The following is a 17,920-nucleotide window of genomic DNA, read 5'->3' as shown; positions in this document are numbered from 1 at the left end:
CGCCGCCTGTCGCGCACGCCCCTGGCGCGCCGGCTCCGGCGGCCGGGCAGGCGCCGGCGTCGTGGCGCGACATGCACGCCCGCTTCGTGCAGGCGCCCAACCTGCGCGTGTTCTTCTACGAAGCCATGCGCAAACCCGGCAGCGGCGCCTATTTCTACGCGACCAACGTGCTCGAAACCTGCCGCCGCGCCCTCGAACAGGTCCTGCCCGCCTTGGCGGCGCCGCGCCGCGCCGCCGCCGAGGAATTGCGGCGGCGCTGCGACTTCACCCCGGAGGGCCTGGAGGACGCCGAGCGCGAACTGGACGCCGCCCGCGATCTCCGGCTGTCCACCGATCCGCTGTACGGCAGCATGTTCGACTACCTCGCCGCGGACGGCCAGGAAGGCCGCGCGCGCATGCTGCTGGCCGCCTTCGAGCAGGGCAATCCGGATGTCATCGCCTCGCTGGTGGCCCCGGTCTTCCATGAGCGGGTGCCGGCGCGCGACGAACAGGATTCGACCGCGCGCGGCGTTCCTTTCGGAGGGGCGCTGGTCGCCTGCCGCCTGGGCGCCGACTGCGGGCCGGGCGCGCCGCGCACCCTGGAGCTGTGCATGATGCTGGGCTGGTGCGCCGCCAGCGTCCCGGCGGCCCTGCAGCAGGGCCTGGGCGCGCATTTCGCGGCGCTCGACCGGCTGGCGAACCAGGTCGTGGACGAGATCAGGCGGCGCGACGCGCGGCGCCGGGTGCCGGCGCCGCGCTACGGCCTGTTTGCACGTTTGGGTGGTCGGCTGAGCCGACCACCCTACAGCGCGATCTGCTGCAGCAGGTAGAGGCGCTGGTACAGCCCGCCCTCGATGCGCATCAGGTCCTCGTGCGCACCGGCCTCGGTGATGCGGCCGTGGTTCAGCACGATGATGCGGTCGGCGGCGCGGATGGTCGACAGCCGGTGCGCGATCGCGACGATGGTCACCTTGCCGCGCAGTTCCTCCAGCGCTTCCTGCACGATCTGCTCGGTGGCGCTGTCGATGCGCGACGTCGCTTCGTCCAGCAGCAGGATGCGCGGCTCGCCCGCCAGCGCGCGCGCGATCGCCAGCAGCTGCTTCTGGCCCGAGGACAGGCGCGATCCGCCTTCGCCCAGCTGGGTGTCGTAGCCCTGTTCCAGCGCAGCGATGAAGCCGTGCGCGTGGGCCGCGCGCGCCGCCGCTTCGATGCGGGCCAAGGAAAGGCCGCGCCCCATGTCGATGTTCTCGCGCGCCGTGGCGGCCAGGACGAAGGGATCCTGGGGCACCAGGCCGACCTCGTTGCGGAAGCGCTCGTTGCCGATCGAGGCCAGCGGCAGGCCGCCGATCTCGATGCTCCCTTCGTCCGCCGTGTAGTAGCGCAGCAGCAGCGAGAGCAGGGTCGACTTGCCGCTGCCGGTATGCCCGACGATGCCGAAGAAGGCGCCCTGCGGGATGTCGAGCGAGAGCTCGTGCAGGACGCGCTGGCCCTCCACGTAAGCGAAGTTCACGTCGCGCACGCGCACCGCCGGCGCCTGCGGATCGAAGGCCGCCTCGTTGCCGATGCGTCCAAGCGCATGCTCGGCCGCCCCGGTCTCGTCGAGCAGGCTGGAGACGCGCGCGGTGGCGACCACCGCCTGCTGCAGGCCGCTGAACTGCATGGTGATCTGGATCAGCGGCTCGACCACCCGCGCGATGTAGCTGATGAAGGCGTACAGCACGCCCACTTCCACCGCGTTCATCTGGCGCTGGCCGAAGCCGAAGATCACGATGGTGAGCAGCACCACGTTGAGCAGGTCGAGGGCCGGGCGCAGCAGGAAGGCATTGGCCTTCAGCTCGGCCAGGCGCGCCTTGCGGTGCGCCTTGTTCGTGTGCAGGAAGCGCTCGCCGAAGCGCCCCTGGGCATTGCTGGCCTGCAGGACGCTCATGCCGCCGATGGACTCCGCCATCTGGCCGTTGATGTCGCTGCGCAGGGCGCGGGCGCGGGTGACGGCCGGCGCCGACAGGCGCTGGTAGAGCCAGACGATGCCGACCACCGCCGGCACCAGGGCCAGCACCACCAGCATCAGGCGCCAGTCGAGCCAGGCCATCGCGATCAGGGTCCCGACCAGCACGATGCTCGAATCGAGCATCACGAACAGCACCTGGATGTAGAGGGTCTTGACCGCCTCGGTGTCGTTGGTCACGCGGCTCACCAGTTGGCCGGTCATGGCGCGGTCGAAAAAAGCCATCGGCAGGCGCAGCACGTGGCCGTAGACCCATTCGCGCAGGCGCCGCACCGAGCGCATCGCCAGGCCCGACAGGCGGATCAGCTGCAGGTAGCGGATCCAGGACGAGGCCCAGCCGGTGAGCACCAGGCCGCCGAGCAGCAGCGACATGCGGGTCCAGTCCAGGTTGCGGGTCAGGAGGTGGTCGTCGATCAGGGCCTTGCCGAGCAGGGGGCCGAGCACTTCGAGGGCGGCGGCGATGACCAGCCAGAAGGTGGCCCAGACCAGGTGGCGGCGCTCGGGCGCGGCGGCGCGGCGCAGCAGGCCGGCGGCCTGCGCGGTCTGCGCGCGCATCGGGACCGCGGTGGTATCACTCTGCATCGATGCTGGCCTCCAGTTGTTGATAGCGCCACTGGCTGGCATACCAGCCGTCCAGACGCAGCAGCTCGTCGTGGGTGCCGGATTCGAGAACCCGGCCCTCGCGCAGCACCACGATGCGGTCGGCGCCGGCCACCGCCGACAGCCGGTGGCTGGCGATGATGGCGGCGCGTTCGGGCCTGGCCGCACGCAGTTCATCGAGGTGTTCCAGGATCCGCGTTTCGGTGCCGGTATCCACCGCGGACAAGGCGTCGTCGAGCAGCAGCAGCGCGCTGTCGGCCAGCAGGGCGCGCGCAATCGCCACGCGCTGGCGCTGGCCGCCCGACAGGGTGATGCCTTTTTCGCCCACCGGCGTGTCGTAGCCGTAGGGGAAGCGCAGGATGTCGTCGTGGATCGAGGCCATCCTGGCCGCATCCTCGATCTCGGCGCGCGAGGCGCCGGGGCGGGCCAGGGCGATGTTCTCGGCGATCGTGCTCGAGAACAGGAAGGATTCCTGCGGCACCCAGCTCATCGCCGCGCGCAGCGCGTCCAGCCGGTAGGCGGCGAGCGGATGGCCGGCCCAGGTGACGCTGCCGCGCTGCGGCGTGGCCTGGCGCAGCAGCACCCGCAGCAGGGTCGACTTGCCGGCGCCGGTCGGGCCGACCAGGCCCAGGGTCTGGCCCGGCTCGACCCGGACGGAGACCCCGTCGAGGGCAGGGCGCCCGGCCTCCCCGTAGGCGAAGCCGACACCCTCGAGTACCAAGGGGCCGCGGCCCACCTGGTCGAGCGTGCCGCTGTCTTCGACCGTGAGCGGCGCGTCCAGCAGCGGCTGCAGGCGCGCCAGGCCGGCGCGTCCGCGCTCGATCAGCGACAGCACCCAGCCGGCCGCGAACATCGGCCAGATCAGCTGGCCCAGGTACATCGAGAAGCTGGTGAGCGCGCCCACCGTCAGTTCGCCGTTCCAGACCAGGTAGCCGCCCAGACCCAGGGTCAGGCCGGTGGCCGCCGTCAGGGTCAGGCCGACCGCCGGTTCGTAGGCCGCTTCCCAGCGCTGGGCACTCAGGCTGGCGTCGGCCGCATTGCCCGCCAGTTCGCTGAACTGGGTGGCGCTCCTGGCTTCCAGGCCGAGGGCGCGCAGGGTGCGCACGCCGGACAGCGATTCCTGCACGTGGTCGTTGAGCGCCGAGAAGCGCTTGAGCGCATCGGCTTCCGCCGTGTGCACCTGGCGCGAGATGCGCCAGAACGCGAAGGCCATCAGCGGGAAGGGGAGCAGGGCGACGCCGGCCAGGCGCGGGTCGACGCCGAGGGTCATGATGCCCAGCACCATGACCAGGGTCAGGGTGCCGTCGAAGCCGGCCAGCATCGCTTCCCCGGCCGCCATCTCGATGGCGTCGATGTCGTTGGTGGCCAGCGCCATCAGGTCGCCGGTGCGCTGGCGCTGGTAGAAGCCCGGCCCTTGCGCGGCCAGGCGCGCGTACAGGCGCGTGCGCAGCTCGACGCCGAGGTTGTAGGCGGCCGAATAGAGGCGGATGCGCCAGCCGACCCGCAGCACATAGATGGCCACGCCCAGGCCGAGCAGCTGGGCCAGTCCGAGCAGCAGCGCGTCCTGGTCGAGGCTCTGGGCGGCCAGGCCGTCCACCAGGGCGCCGACCTTGCGCGGAATCAATACCGTGCAGATGGCGACGCCGGCCAGCATGAAGGCCGAGGAGACATAGGCATGCCAATGCCGGCGGACGAAGCCGCCGATCAGCCTTGCGAGACTCATGCAGATTCCTTGAAGATTGATGCGGTCCGCTTGCGCCAACAACAAAAGCGGGCCGAAGCCCGCTAGTGTAGTCGTTTTGCCAATCGGACGCAGCGGCGTCCGTGCCGCAAGTTTATTTCTTGCGCTTGGACGGCGCCGGCGCCGAGACCAGCTTGGGTGCTTCCTTGCCTTCGTCAGTAGCGAGTTCGGCCACAGGTGCCGCTGCCGGATGGGGCACGGCGCCCGCGTGCGCGGCGCCCTTGCCGACCGCCTTGGCGATGGCTTTCGGCTCGCCCACCGGAACCGGCTCGGCGGCCAGCGCTTCGGTCACTGCTTCGGTCACTGCGTCGGGCGCGGCTTGGGCTTCGGCCACGACGACCGGTTCGGCCGCGGGAGCGAAAGCGGACACCGGGTGCGCGTCCTGTACCACGGGGGGAGCTTGCACGGCAGCCTCGACGGCGGATTCGACGGCAGCGGCCGATGCGGCCTGGACGTCGGCGACGCTGCGCTCGACCACTTCCACGGTCTCGATCGCCTGTGGCGACAGGCCGAGCGCCTGCGGACGCACCGCGTACGGGCGCACGCCGGCGGCGATGCCGAGCAACTCGCGGCCATAGGCGAACAGGTTACGGAACCCTTCCTCGGCCTGGCCACCGAGGCTGAGCACATCGCGCGGATCGCGCGAGTTCATCAGTGCGAAAGAAGCGCCCAGCGAACGCTGGACGGCGTCGCGCGAGACCGCCATGTTGAGGGCGGCCACGCGGCTGGCGCTCTCGAGGGTCTGGGTGGCGAGGGAATTGAAGAAATCGAACTGTGCTTCGAACTGGGCCTTGCGTACTGCGGAAAACTGGTCGCTGATTGAAGTCATGAGATTTCCTTGTCAGTCATTTTATGGCGCACTGCAATATAACTAGTGTATCCATGAATGGCCGGCGTTGCAAACCACTTATTCTGTTCTTTGGTTATAGAAATCTTGCGTTGCAGCATTATCTGCTCACGCAGACTTTGCTCCATCATGCGATCTGCCGGGAAATGGTTACAATCGGGGAGACAAAAGGAGGAGCGCGCATGGATCTTGTGATTCGCAACGCCACCCTGCCGGACGGCAGCCGCGGCATCGACATCGGCATCAATGGCGAACGCATCGTGGCCGTGGAAAAGCGCCTGGGTGCGCAGGGCGCGCGCGAGATCGACGCCTGCGGCGACCTGGTCAGCCCGCCCTTCGTGGATGCGCACTTCCACATGGACTCGACCCTCAGCTACGGGATGCCGCGGGTGAACCGCAGCGGCACCCTGCTGGAAGGGATCCGCCTGTGGGGAGAGCTCAAGCCCCAACTGGCGCAGGAGGCGATCGTCGAGCGCGCCCTGCGCTACTGCGACTGGGCGGTGGCGCGCGGCCTGCTGGCGATCCGTACCCACGTCGACGTCTGCGACGACCGCCTGCTGGCCGTCGAGGCGCTGCTGGAGGTGAAAAAGCAGGTGGCGCCCTACCTCGACCTGCAACTGGTCGCCTTTCCCCAGGACGGGTTGCTGCGCAGCCCAGGGGCCTTCGACAACCTGAAACGCGCCATCGCGATGGGCGTCGACGTGGTCGGCGGCATCCCGCACTTCGAGCGCACCATGGCGGACGGCGCGGAATCGATCCGCCTGCTGTGCGAGTACGCGGCGCAGCAGGACCGGCGCGTGGACATGCATTGCGACGAGACCGACGACCCGATGTCGCGCCACATCGAGACCCTGGCGTCCGAAACCCGGCGCCTCGGCATGCAGGGCCTGGTGGCCGGTTCGCACCTGACCTCGATGCATTCGATGGACAACTATTATGTGAGCAAGCTGCTGCCCCTGATCGCGGAAAGCGGCGTCGCGGCGATCGCCAACCCGCTCATCAACATCACCCTGCAGGGCCGCCACGACACCTACCCGAAGCGGCGCGGCATGACCCGGGTGCCCGAGCTGCTGGCGGCCGGCGTCGACGTCGCCTTCGGGCACGACTGCGTGCTCGATCCCTGGTATGGCATGGGTTCCGGCGACATGCTGGAAGTGGCGCACATGGGATTGCACGTGGCGCAGATGACCGGGGTGGAAGCGATGCACCAGTGCTTCCTGGCGGTGACCGAAACCCCGGCGCGCATCCTCGGCCTCGAGGGTTACGGGCTGGCGCCGGGCTGCTGGGCCGACCTGGTGCTGCTGGACGCCGGCTCCACGATCGAGGCCATCCGCCTGCGCGCGGCGCGGCGCCTGGTGCTGCGGCGCGGCGCCGTGGTGGCCGAGGCGCCGTCCGCCCGCGTGAGCCTGCACCTGCCCGGACGGCCGGCCGCCACCGATTTCAGGATGCCGCAGCAGGGCGCGAAACAAGATCGAAAACCTGCGCACGATTCGTGAACGTGCTGACAATTTGAAGCTAGAATAGAACGCTTTCAAGTTCGGTCAATACGCTTCCGACAGCCGTGAAAGACATCCAGATCCGCCCCGCCGGCGAGCAAGATTTCGATGCGATGTGGAGCATCTTCTGTGCCCACGTCGCGGCCGGCGAAACCTATCCCTTCACCACCGCCACCCCGCGCGAGGCGGGTCACGCCTATTGGCTCGGCCCCGAGGTGGCGTCTTTTGTTGCGACCAGCGGGGCGCGCGTGCTCGGCATGTACCGCCTGATGCCGAACCAGGCCGGGCGCGGCCACCACGTGGCCAACGCGTCCTACATGGTCAACCCCTCGGCGCAGGGAGCCGGCGTCGGGCGCCTGCTCGGCGAGCATAGCCTGCGCGAGGCGCGCGCCCAGGGCTATCTCGCCATGCAGTTCAACTATGTCGTGAGCACCAATACCGTCGCCGTCCGGCTGTGGAAAAAGCTCGGCTTCTCGATCGTCGGCACCCTGCCCAAGGCCTACCGCCACAAGCGCCTCGGCTACGTGGACGCCTACGTCATGTACCAGCTGCTGCAGGACCCCGACCACTGGCCGACGGCGGACGCGTGAAGCAGCATCCAGCAGAGGTCCTGCGCACCGACCGCCTGCGCCTGCGCCTGGCGGAGCCGGGCGACGCCGCCCTGTTCCTGGCGCTGTTCAACGACCCCGACTTCATCGCGCATATCGGCGACCGCGGCGTGCGCACCCTCGAGGCCGCGGCGAAATCGATCGAGGACGGTCCGGTGGCGATGCAGCGCGCGCGCGGCCATTCCATGTACCTGGTCGAGCGGCTCGCGCAAGGCGGCGAGGCGGTGCCGGTCGGCGTGTCCGGCCTGGTCAAGCGCGACGCCCTGGAAGACGTCGACCTCGGCTACGCCTTCCTGCCGCGCCACCGCGGCCAGGGCTATGCCTTCGAGGCCGCCCGGGCCGTGGTCGCGCATGCGCGCACGCTCGGCCTCGCGCGGCTGGCGGCCATCACCACGGCGGGCAATGCCGCCTCGATCGCGCTGCTGCTCAGGCTGGGAATGCGCTTCGTCGGCACGCGTGCCGTGGTGGCGGGCGAGCCCGAGCTGAACCTGTACCGGATCGACCTGGCGGAAGCGCGTTAGCGCACCTTGTGCGGCGGGACGGTGGTGGTAGGATTGCCTGCACATCCTCCACCAACCGATCAAGCGAACCGTCGATGCCGATCACCGAGCCACGCCCCGATGCGCCGTTTTTCATCGTCCTGAACGCCGGCTCCGGCCACTCCGAGACCGAGGTCCGGCGCTCGACCATCGAGAAGGTACTGGCCTCCGCCGGCCGCAGTTGTACGTTGGAACTGGTCGACGATCCGGCCGAGCTGGCCGAGAAGGCGCGCAGCATGGCGGCGCGCGCCAGCGCAGAGGGCGGCATCCTGGTAGCCGCGGGCGGCGACGGCACCATCAACACGGTGGCGCATGAAGCGGTATTGGCGGCTTGCCCCTTCGGCGTCTTGCCGCAAGGAACTTTCAATTATTTCGGCCGCACCCACGGCATTCCCGAAGACCTGGCCGAGGCCGTGTACGCGCTGCTGCGGGCCAGGATGCAACCGGTGCAGGTGGGCCTGCTCAACAACAAGATCTTCCTCGTCAACGCCAGCGTCGGCCTGTACCCGAAACTGCTCGAGGAGCGCGAGCACGACAAGCGCCACTACGGGCGCAGCCGCGTCGTCGCATTCTTTTCGGCCATCAAGATGGCGCTGCGTCCGCACCGGCACCTGCGCATCACGCTCGAGCTCGACGGCAAGGAGCGCCGCCTGCGCACGACGACCTTGTTCGTAGGGAATAATCGCCTGCAGCTGGAGCAGGTCGGGATGCGCGACGGCCTGATCGAGGCGGTGGAGGATGGGCAACTGGTCGGCATCGCGCCGCGGCCGATGGGCAAGCTGGGCCTGCTGCGCCTGCTGGTGCGCGGCATGCTCGGGCGCCTCGGCGACGACGACGAGGTCGAAGCCTTCGCCTTCAAGCGCCTGCTGGTGCGCACGCCCTCGGTCTACGGCCGCAAGCGCATGAAGGTCGCGGCCGACGGCGAAGTGGAGCAGATGGCGATGCCGCTCGAGTTCCGGGTGCTGGAAGGGCGGCTGCTCCTGATGACGCATGGGCCGTCGCGCAAGGAAGCGCGGCCGGATCCCGGCGAGGCCGAAGCCGCCTGAGCCCCGGCGCCGCATTTCATCGCGCCGCGTCCAGTTCCAGCAGCAGGCTGGCCCCGGCCGGCAGGCGCAGCTCCTTGCCCAGTTCGACGCGCTTGCCGCTCAGGACGTCCACGCCGCCTTGCACGCCGGCCAGCATCTCGTGGAAGCGCCCGGTATCGAGCACCATTTCCTTCGGGTTGTTGTTGAAGGCGACCAGCACCTTCTTCTTGTCGTCGTAGCGGAAATAGACCCAGGTGTTGTCGCGCGGCCCGTAGTGCATCAGCTTGCCGCGGTGGATGACCGGCTGGTCCTTGCGCCAGTTGGCCAGCTTGCGCACCAGCTGCTGGGCCGCGCGCTGCTGCGCCGTGAGGCCCCGGCCGGTGAAGGCGTCGACCCGGTCGCCGGCCCAGCCGCCGGGGAAGTCGCGCCGGTAGCTGGCGTCGTCGCGCTCGCCGGTGGCGCTGGTCATCAGGATCTCGTCGCCCGTGTAGAGCTGCGGGATGCGCGGCATGGTCATCAGGAACACCATCATCATCCGGTAGCGGTCGAAGTCTTCGCCCAGTTCGCTCCAGATGCGCGAGACGTCGTGGTTCGCCTCGAACAGCACCAGGTTGCCCGGCTCCGGGTACAGGTAGTCGAGCGACAGCGTTTCGTACACGTTGGTGAAGACGTTGCCGCCGCGCTTGTCGGCCAGTGCGGTTCGAACGGCCTCCGCCAGCGGGAAGTCCATCAGGCTCGGGGTCGAGGCGCGGTAGCCGTCGAAGTTCTCCTTGCCGCGCTGCCAGCGCGCCACCACCGGCACCAGCTTGCTCCATTCCTCGCCGACCATGTTCAGCTTCGGATATTCGGCCATCAGGCGCCGCGTGTATTCACTCAGGAAGGCGCCGTCCGAATAGCCGAAGGTATCGATCCGCAGCCCGGACAACCCGGCATACTCGATCCACCAGATGTTGTTCTGGATGAGGTAGTTCGCCACCAGCGGGTTCGACTGGTTCAGGTCGGGCATGGTCTCGACGAACCAGCCGCGCGTGAAGTTGTCGGCGTCTTCCTTCGAAGCGTACGGGTCCTGCACGGCGACGCGGTGGTGCTGGGTCGGGACGAACTTGCCGCCGTAGTTGATCCAGTCCGGGGTCGGCAGGTCCTTCATCCACCAGTGCGAACTGCCGATGTGCGACAGCACCACGTCCTGGATCAGGCCGATGCCGCGCTTTTTCGCCTCTTTCGACAGGCGGCGGAAGTCCTCGTTGCTGCCGTAGCGCGGATCGATGCGGTAATGGTCGGTGGCGGCGTAGCCGTGGTAGGAATAGGCCGGCATGTCGTTCTCGACCAGCGGCGTCGGCCACAGCTGGGTGAAGCCCATGCCCTGGATGTAGTCGAGGCGGTCGATGATGCCCTGGATGTCGCCGCCGTGGCGCCCCGAGCCGTTCGCGCGGTTCGCCTTCTCCAGCGTGTCCGGCGTGCTGTCGTTGGCTGGATTGCCGTTGGCGAAGCGGTCCGGCATCACCTGGTAGATCGCATCGCGGCTGTCGAAGCCCTGGCGCTGGGCCGAGCCGGGCTCGCGCGCCAGCAACTGGTAGGCGTAGCTGGCCTGGCGGCCCGCGCCCTTGAACACGATGTCGAACTTGCCCGGCCGCGCGTCCTGGCCGATCTCCAGGTCGATGAACAGGTAGTTCCTGCTCGGTACCCGGGTGACCGAGGCGATGCGCACGCCCGGATAGGCGAGCGAGGGTTCGAGTTCGGCGATGCGCTCGCCATGCACCATCAGCTGCAGTCCCTTGTGCTGCATGCCGGTCCACCAGAACGGCGGCTCCATGTGGGAAATCACAGGCGATTGGGCCTGGGCGGCGAAAGAGGTCAGGGCGGCGCTGCCGATCAGCAGGGTGACGAAGAAGTGTCTCATGAGTATGGTGGGCCTCTCCATCGCCATCTGTATGCAGCTCGAATAGGCCGGCGTAGTCGGACTACAGCTTGCCGTCGAAACAGGAGGAAGGAGAACTGCCGCGCATGGTTATGTTGCGGCGAGAATACTATGAAGCGACTACAGCGTACAAATGAATTGCCAGTTCAGAATCTAGTCAAAGTACAGATTTCACGCAGCAAGATTACTTTCTGTAAAGAATTTCTTTGTTTTGATAAGCTCCATCTTCCCAAGTGCGCACTGACTTGGTGCATCTTCAGGCCGCTTTGCCACAATACTGGGCGTTTGTAGTCCGACTACAGTTGTCTGTATGTGTTCTTGTAGCCCAAATACAACGGAAAATCCGTGCTGTGCTGCCGATTTTCAGAAAAACATGCCATTATCGTAGTAACAAGCAACTCCCGTTGACAGTGCATCTAGTTTTAATACAGAATCCGTGGCAGAACGTTGTTAAACGTTTGCTTGAGGCTGGCGTGCAGCTGCCTGTCGCGCTGTAGTTTCGGGAAAAAATTATTGTGTCTTTATTGAGGGGACAAATGAATATCTTCGCAACCAAGCGCGCTGGTGAGCCGGCCCGCCTTGCATTCCAGCTGAGCCCGGTTGCTGCCGGCTGCGCAGTCTTCCTGTCCGTGTTCGCGGGCAGCGCCTATGCGCAATCGACCGCGCAGGACAACACCACCACGACCACCAGCGCCACGTCGAGCGTCGCCACCCAGCCGAATTCGGCCGAGCAGGCAGCCGCCGCCGCCGAGCCGACGCCTGCGGGCGCGACCGCGACCGTCCAGCCGGGCGTCGCCACCGTGCAGGTGACCGGTATCCGCCGCGGCATCGAAGCGGCGATTTCGATCAAGAAGAATTCCACCTCGATCGTCGAAGCCGTTTCGGCCGAAGACATCGGCAAGCTGCCGGACCAGAGCGTCGCCGAATCGATCTCGCGCCTGCCGGGCGTGACCGCCCAGCGCAGCCGCAGCACGGGCCGTGCCGCCGACATCTCGGTGCGCGGCCTGGCGCCGAGCTTCAACGGCACCCTGCTGAACGGCCGCGAAATGGCCTCGACCGGCAATGCGCGCTCGCCCGAGTTCGACCTGTTCCCGGCCGAACTGATGGGTTCCATCGTCATCTACAAGACCCCGGACGCCAGCGTGGTCGGCCAGGGCCTGGCCTCGACCATCGACCTGCGCACCGTGCAGCCGCTGGACTTCGGCAAGCGCACCGTCGCCGTCAGCTACAAGAAGACCCGCCTGGGCGTGAAGCACCCGGACGGCCTGCCGGAAGGCGACGGCAAGCGCGCCACCCTGTCGTACATCGACCAGTTCGCGAACCGCACCATCGGCGTGGCAGTGGGCTTCACCCGCTACGAAGAGACCGGCGGCGGCCAGACCACCTTCAACTCCTGGGGCACCGCGGAGATGGACTTCAACGGTGGCAAGGTCAAGACCCCGGGCGGCTTCGGCTACGACACCGTGGTCGATTCGCAGGAACGCGACGGCGCTTTCGCCTCGCTGCAGTTCCGTCCGAATAAGAACTTCAAGTCGACCGTCGACCTGTTCTACTCGGCCGGCGAAACCGGCCAGAAGAAGACCGGCTTCGAAGGCGGCGTGGCCTACAACGGCGGCGGCGCCTACGAGCTGCCGCACGTGCTGAGCGCCGCGACCGTGTCGAACGGCGTCGCCACCAGCGGCACCCTGAGCAACTGGAAAGGCGTGGTGCGTAACCACTCCGAAGGTTCGGAAGACGATCTCAAGACCATCGGCTGGAACACCGAGCTGAAGGTCGCCGACTGGACCACCAGCGCCGACCTGACCTGGTCCAAGGCCACCAAGCTGGCTTCGCGCTACGAGACCACCGCAGGTCTCGCCGGCCGCGCCCAGGACACCCTGCGCTACACCAATTTCAACGGCGCCAACGTCACCGAGGTGAAGTACACGCCGGGCTCGAACTATGCCGACGCCAGCGTCGCGCGCCTGACCGACGTGATGGGCTGGTCCGGCGGCGAAGCCTCGCCGCAGGCCGGTTACCTGGCCCAGCCTTACGTCGAAGACACCGTCAAGGCCGTGCGCCTGACCGCCAAGCGCGACATCGAATGGGGTCCGCTGGTTGCCGCCGGCTTCGGCTTCAACCACACCTCGCGCGACAAGGCGCGCACCGGCGACGAAGGCCGCCTGGTCATCAAGGGTGGTGCAGGTCCGTACGCGGCCGCGACCATGCCGGGCGCGGTCGTCGCGGCGGCCGGTTCGTCGGGCTTCAATGTGCTGTCGTGGGATCCGCGCGGCTCGCTCGGTTCGGTCTACGAACTGGCGCAGAAGGTCGACGCCGACATCTACAACAAGTACTGGGACGTCAGCGAGCGCATCAATACCGCCTACCTCATGGGCGACCTGGATGGTGAACTGTTCGGCCTGAACTACCGCGGCAACGTCGGTGTACAGGCGATCCACACCAACCAGCGCGGCGGTGGCTATGTGGTCGACCGCTCCCGCTGCACCGGTAACACGGCGGCGACCTGCCCGGCCCAGCGCACCAGCGACGGCGAGAGCTACTGGGATGTGCTGCCGAGCCTGAACATGAGCTTCGACCTGAACAACGAGCAGATGGTGCGCCTCGGCCTGGCCAAGGTGGTCTCGCGTGCCAACCTGGACGACCTGCGCGCCGGCAGCGGCTTCGGCATCTCCAGCACCGGCGTGCCGATCCTGACCGGCAGCTCCGGCAACCCGAAACTCGAGCCCTTCCGTGCCAAGGCGTTCGACCTGTCGTACGAAAAGTACTTCGGCAACAAGGGTTATGTCAGCGCCGCCGTGTTCTACAAGAAGCTGGATACCTACATCCTGCGTGTGCCGCGCGTGTTCGACTACGCGCCATTCGTGACGCCGACCACCCCGCTGCCGCTGACCGGTCCGTACGCCGGTTCGACGGTCGGTTTGCTGAACCAGCCGGTCAACGGCGACGGCGGCAGCCTGAAGGGCTTCGAGCTGGCCGTGAACATCCCGTTCTCGATGCTGACCCAGTACCTGGACGGTTTCGGCGTGATGGTCAACCACTCGGACACCAAGAGCAGCGTGAACCTGCCGGAAAGCGGCTTCGCCAACGTGAACGGCGACATGACCAGCATCCCGCTGCCGGGCCTGTCGCGCAAGGTGAGCAACCTGCGCCTGTACTACGAGAAGAACGGCTTCCAGATCGCCGCCGCAGCGCGCAAGCGTTCCAGCTTCCTGGGCCAGGTGTCGGACTTCCAGGACAACGCGCAGCTCACCTTCATCTCGGGCGAGACGACCGTCGACCTGCAGGCCTCGTACGAAATCCAGAGTGGCTGGCTGAAGGGCGTGAGCCTGTATGCCCAGGCGCAGAACTGGACCAACGAGCCGTTCCTGGAGTTCACCACCGACGAGCGGAATCCGTCGAACCGCCGCGACTACGGCCGTACCTACCATTTCGGTGCGACCTACAAGTTCTAAGCTGAGCTGAACTGCGGTACAGTATCAACCCCTGCCAGGCTTCATGTCTGCCAGGGGTTGTTTTTTTCGTAGGGTGGGCGGGTTTTCCCGCCCACGCGTTCAACAGGCGCCAGTATTTACGCGGCATATCACTCTGCAACTATCGCCGCGTGGGCGGGAGACCCGCCCACCCTACAAAACCCATGGGCACGTACATGAACACTGAACCAATCAAGGACATCGTCATCGTCGGCGGCGGCACCGCCGGCTGGATGACCGCAGCGGCGCTGTCGACCATCCTCAACGGCCGCTACAACATCCGCCTCGTCGAGTCGGACGAAATCGGCATCGTCGGCGTCGGCGAAGCGACCATCCCGATGATCCAGCGCTTCAACCGCGTGGTCGGCATCGACGAGAACGAATTCATGCGCGAGACCCAGGGCAGCTTCAAGCTGGGGATCGAGTTCGTCAACTGGGGCAGGCTGGGCGAGCGCTACATGCACGGCTTCGGGCGCCTGGGCCAGGACCTGGCCACGCTGCCCTTCGACCAGTACTGGCAGAAGATGCGCCGCCTCGGCAAGGCCGCGCCGCTCGAGGAATACTCGATCACGCGCATGGCGGCGAAAGCCAACAAGTTCATGCCGGCGCGCTTCGACGTCCCGAATTCGCCGCTGCGCGACATCGCCCACGCCTACCACTTCGACGCCAGCCTGTACGCGAAATACCTGCGCAAGCTGTCGGAGGCGCGCGGCGTGGTGCGCATCGAAGGCAAGATTACCCGCGCGACGGTGCGCGAGCCGGACGGCCACATCGACGCGGTCGAGCTGGAAAACGGCACCCGCGTCGAGGGCGAGCTGTTCATCGACTGCTCGGGCTTCCGCGGCCTGCTGATCGAGCAGACCCTGGAGACCGGCTATGAGGACTGGACCCGCTGGCTGCCGGCCGACCGCGCGCTGGCCGTTCCCTGCGAATCGGCGCCGGTTATCACGCCGTACACGCGGTCGACCGCGCACAAGTCGGGCTGGCAGTGGCGCATCCCGCTGCAGCACCGCACCGGCAACGGCCACGTGTATTGCAGCCGCTTCATCAGCGACGACGAGGCCGCAGCTACCTTGCTGGCCAACCTGGATGGCCGTGCGCTGGCCGCGCCACGCCTCATCAAGTTCCAGACCGGCATGCGCAAACTCGCCTGGAACCGCAACGTGGTGGCCCTGGGCCTGGCCAGCGGCTTCCTCGAGCCGCTCGAGTCGACCAGCATCCACCTGATCCAGTCCGGCATCCAGCGCCTGCTCGACTTCTTCCCGGACCGCGGCTGGAGCGCGGTCGACCGCGACGAGTACAACCGCCAGACGCGCTTCGACTACGAGCGCATCCGCGACTTCATCATCCTGCACTACCATTTGAACCAGCGCACCGATTCGGAGTACTGGAAAGAATGCGCGAACATGGCCATTCCCGACACGCTGCGCCACAAGATGGCCATGTACCGCTCGCACGGCCGCGTGGTCCGCGTCGACAACGAACTGTTCTCGGAAGTCGGCTGGATCCAGGTCTTCGAAGGGCAGAACATGCCGATCGACGGCTACCATCCGCTGGCCGACGCCCAGTCCGAGGAAGACATCGCCGAGTACCTCGAGAGCGTGCGCGGGGTGATCGCCAAGTGCATCGAGGTCATGCCTTCGCATAACGACTACATCGCCAAGATGTGCGCCGCCAAGAAAATGTAGCGCATACCCTGTATCATTCGCGGCCCCATGCGTGAAGGCGCATGGGGCCGCTGTTTTTTACCATCTGGTAAAAACAGCCCGTTCCGAATAGTGCCCGCCCTCGCTGCGCGAGAGAGTAAACTGCGGCTTTAGTATCAACTTTGAAAGCTTTGCCATGTCTGACACCCCCCTCCCGAACTTTGCCGACCTCGATCTTTCCGCGCCCGTAGTCAAGGCGTTGAAGGACGTCGGCTACGAAACGCCTTCGCCGATCCAGGCCGCGACCATTCCGCTGCTGCTGGCCAACCGTGACGTCCTCGGGCAGGCCCAGACCGGCACCGGCAAGACCGCCGCTTTCGCGCTCCCGATCCTGTCGCGCATCGACATCAAGCAGGCCACGCCCCAGGCGCTGGTGCTGGCGCCGACCCGCGAGCTGGCGATCCAGGTGGCCGAGGCCTTCCAGAGCTACGCCGCCCACATCAAGGGCTTCCACGTGCTGCCGATCTACGGCGGCCAGAGCTACGGGCCGCAGCTGTCGGCCCTGCGCCGCGGCGTGCACGTGGTCGTCGCCACCCCCGGCCGCGTGATCGACCATATCGAGAAAGGCTCGCTGGACCTGTCCCAGCTGAAGACCCTGGTGCTGGACGAAGCCGACGAGATGCTGCGCATGGGCTTCATCGACGACGTCGAACACATCCTGCAGCAGACCCCGCCGGAGCGCCAGACCACGCTGTTCTCGGCCACCATGCCGCCGGCGATCAAGCGCATCGCCAAGACCTACCTGCGCGACCCGGCCGAAGTGACGGTGGCCGCCAAGACCGGCACCGCCGCCAACATTACCCAGCGTTACTGGCTGGTGGCCGGCATGCAGAAACTCGATGCGCTGACCCGCATCCTGGAAGCCGAGCCTTTCGACGGCATGATCGTTTTTGCGCGCACCAAGCTCGGCACCGAAGAGCTGGCGACCAAGCTGCAGGCGCGCGGCTTCGCGGCCGTCGCCATCAACGGCGACATGGCCCAGCAGGCGCGCGAACGCACCATCGAACAGCTCAAGAACGGCAAGATCGACATCCTGGTGGCGACCGACGTCGCCGCGCGCGGCCTCGACGTGGAGCGCATCAGCCACGTGGTCAACTACGACGTGCCCTCGGATCCGGAGAGCTACACCCACCGCATCGGCCGCACCGGCCGCGCCGGCCGCAGCGGCGAGGCGATCCTGTTCATCACCCCGCGCGAGCGCGGACTGCTCAAGGCGATCGAGCGCGCCACCCGCCAGCCGGTGGCGCCGCTGCAGCTGCCGACCGTGAAAGCGGTGAACGACGTGCGCATCGCCAAGTTCAAGGAACAGATCGCGGCCACCCTGGCCGAAGGCGGGCTGGAGGTGTTCCGCGCGCTGATCGAGGAATACGAGCGCGAGCAGAACGTGCCGGCGGTGGACATCGCCGCCGCCCTGGCCAAGCTGGCGCGCGGCGACCAGCCGCTGCTGCTGGAGAAGCCGGACCGCGAGCCGAAGCCGGAGCAGTTCCGTAACGACTTTGCACCGCGCGAACAGGGCGCCTGGGAGGATCGTCCAGCGCGTCCGGTGCGCGAGCCGCGCGAACCGGCCTTCAAGAAGGAGCGCGTGGCGCGCGAGGCGGAGCCGGGCATGGCGACCTTCCGCATCGAGGTCGGCCACCAGCACGGCGTCAAGCCGGGCAACATCGTCGGCGCCATCGCCAACGAGGCCGACATGCCGGCCAAGTACATGGGCCGCATCGAGATCTACGACGACTACAGCACCATCGACCTGCCGGACGACATGACGCAGGAACTGATCGACCACCTCAAGACCGTGTGGGTGGCCGGCCAACAGCTGAACATGACGCGCGACGGCCTGGAAGCGCCGATCGTCACGGCGCCGAAGAAGAAGTTCTTCAAGAAGGATGCGGGCAAGAAGCCGCACCGTAAAGGCTGACGCGTTCTTGATTTTCGTAGGGTGGGCGGGAAGATTCAGGGGCGTGGCCGGCAGTAACCCCCCCACCCCGG

Annotated in this window: 13 protein-coding genes; 8 read left to right on the top strand and 5 right to left on the bottom strand. The window is 67.1% G+C overall.

Annotated features, from left to right (window positions below; translation table 11 throughout):
* The coding region (locus tag ACK4S9_RS14845; RefSeq protein WP_409726865.1) for a hypothetical protein at positions 1–809 on the top strand (809 nt) is incomplete at its 5' end.
* Here ACK4S9_RS14845 and ACK4S9_RS14840 read toward each other — a convergent pair.
* The 4 genes from ACK4S9_RS14840 to ACK4S9_RS14825 form a co-directional block, all read right to left on the bottom strand.
* A complete protein-coding gene (locus ACK4S9_RS14840) occupies positions 782–2,566 on the bottom strand; it encodes an ABC transporter ATP-binding protein (RefSeq protein WP_409726863.1) in 1,785 nt (594 codons plus the stop codon). The genes ACK4S9_RS14845 and ACK4S9_RS14840 overlap by 28 nt on opposite strands.
* Complete coding sequence (locus ACK4S9_RS14835) at positions 2,556–4,307, bottom strand: ABC transporter ATP-binding protein (RefSeq protein WP_409726861.1); 1,752 nt, start codon at positions 4,305–4,307, stop codon at positions 2,556–2,558. Before ACK4S9_RS14835 ends, ACK4S9_RS14840 begins: the two co-directional genes overlap by 11 nt.
* A gap of 112 nt (positions 4,308–4,419) precedes the next feature.
* A complete protein-coding gene (locus ACK4S9_RS14830) occupies positions 4,420–5,154 on the bottom strand; it encodes a phasin family protein (protein WP_409726859.1) in 735 nt (244 codons plus the stop codon).
* On the bottom strand, positions 5,151–5,303 hold the full coding sequence (locus ACK4S9_RS14825; RefSeq protein ID WP_409726857.1) for a hypothetical protein: 153 nt from the start codon (positions 5,301–5,303) through the stop codon (positions 5,151–5,153). The genes ACK4S9_RS14830 and ACK4S9_RS14825 overlap by 4 nt, the downstream gene beginning before the upstream one ends.
* A gap of 51 nt (positions 5,304–5,354) precedes the next feature.
* Here ACK4S9_RS14825 and ACK4S9_RS14820 point away from each other — a divergent pair, with 51 nt between their 5' ends.
* The 4 genes from ACK4S9_RS14820 to ACK4S9_RS14805 all read left to right on the top strand — a co-directional run bounded on the left by ACK4S9_RS14820 (position 5,355) and on the right by ACK4S9_RS14805 (position 8,861).
* A complete protein-coding gene (locus ACK4S9_RS14820; protein WP_409726855.1) occupies positions 5,355–6,668 on the top strand; it encodes an amidohydrolase family protein in 1,314 nt (437 codons plus the stop codon).
* A 65-nt stretch (positions 6,669–6,733) separates the two neighbouring features.
* Complete coding sequence (locus ACK4S9_RS14815) at positions 6,734–7,258, top strand: N-acetyltransferase family protein (RefSeq protein WP_409726853.1); 525 nt, start codon at positions 6,734–6,736, stop codon at positions 7,256–7,258.
* Entirely contained in the window at positions 7,255–7,797 is a 543-nt protein-coding gene (locus ACK4S9_RS14810) for a GNAT family N-acetyltransferase (protein ID WP_409726851.1), read from the top strand. The genes ACK4S9_RS14815 and ACK4S9_RS14810 overlap by 4 nt, the downstream gene beginning before the upstream one ends.
* Positions 7,798–7,871: 74 nt before the next feature.
* Positions 7,872–8,861: a diacylglycerol/lipid kinase family protein gene (locus tag ACK4S9_RS14805; protein WP_409726849.1), complete on the top strand. Its 990-nt coding sequence runs from the start codon at positions 7,872–7,874 to the stop codon at positions 8,859–8,861.
* Positions 8,862–8,877: 16 nt separating this feature from the next.
* On the opposite strand, the gene ACK4S9_RS14800 is transcribed toward ACK4S9_RS14805, so the two are convergent.
* The gene (locus ACK4S9_RS14800; RefSeq protein WP_409726847.1) at positions 8,878–10,740 is read right to left on the bottom strand and encodes a glycoside hydrolase family 13 protein; all 1,863 of its coding nucleotides are present in this window, start codon (positions 10,738–10,740) and stop codon (positions 8,878–8,880) included.
* Between the two features lie 554 nt (positions 10,741–11,294).
* Between ACK4S9_RS14800 and ACK4S9_RS14795 the strand changes: the two genes are divergently transcribed.
* From ACK4S9_RS14795 to ACK4S9_RS14785, 3 genes are all read left to right on the top strand, one after another.
* The gene (locus ACK4S9_RS14795; RefSeq protein WP_409726845.1) at positions 11,295–14,210 is read left to right on the top strand and encodes a TonB-dependent receptor; all 2,916 of its coding nucleotides are present in this window, start codon (positions 11,295–11,297) and stop codon (positions 14,208–14,210) included.
* 194 nt (positions 14,211–14,404) lie between these two features.
* Positions 14,405–15,916 carry a tryptophan halogenase family protein gene (locus ACK4S9_RS14790; protein WP_409726843.1) on the top strand — a complete coding sequence of 504 codons (1,512 nt, stop codon included), beginning with the start codon at positions 14,405–14,407 and terminating at the stop codon, positions 15,914–15,916.
* A gap of 154 nt (positions 15,917–16,070) precedes the next feature.
* Entirely contained in the window at positions 16,071–17,849 is a 1,779-nt protein-coding gene (locus ACK4S9_RS14785; RefSeq protein ID WP_409726841.1) for a DEAD/DEAH box helicase, read from the top strand.
* The last annotated feature ends 71 nt before the right edge of the window (positions 17,850–17,920 follow it).

Source organism: Massilia sp. (assembly GCF_046293535.1).
In the GTDB taxonomy this organism is placed as follows: domain Bacteria; phylum Pseudomonadota; class Gammaproteobacteria; order Burkholderiales; family Burkholderiaceae_D; genus Telluria.
This window is presented reverse-complemented; position numbering and strand designations above follow the sequence as displayed.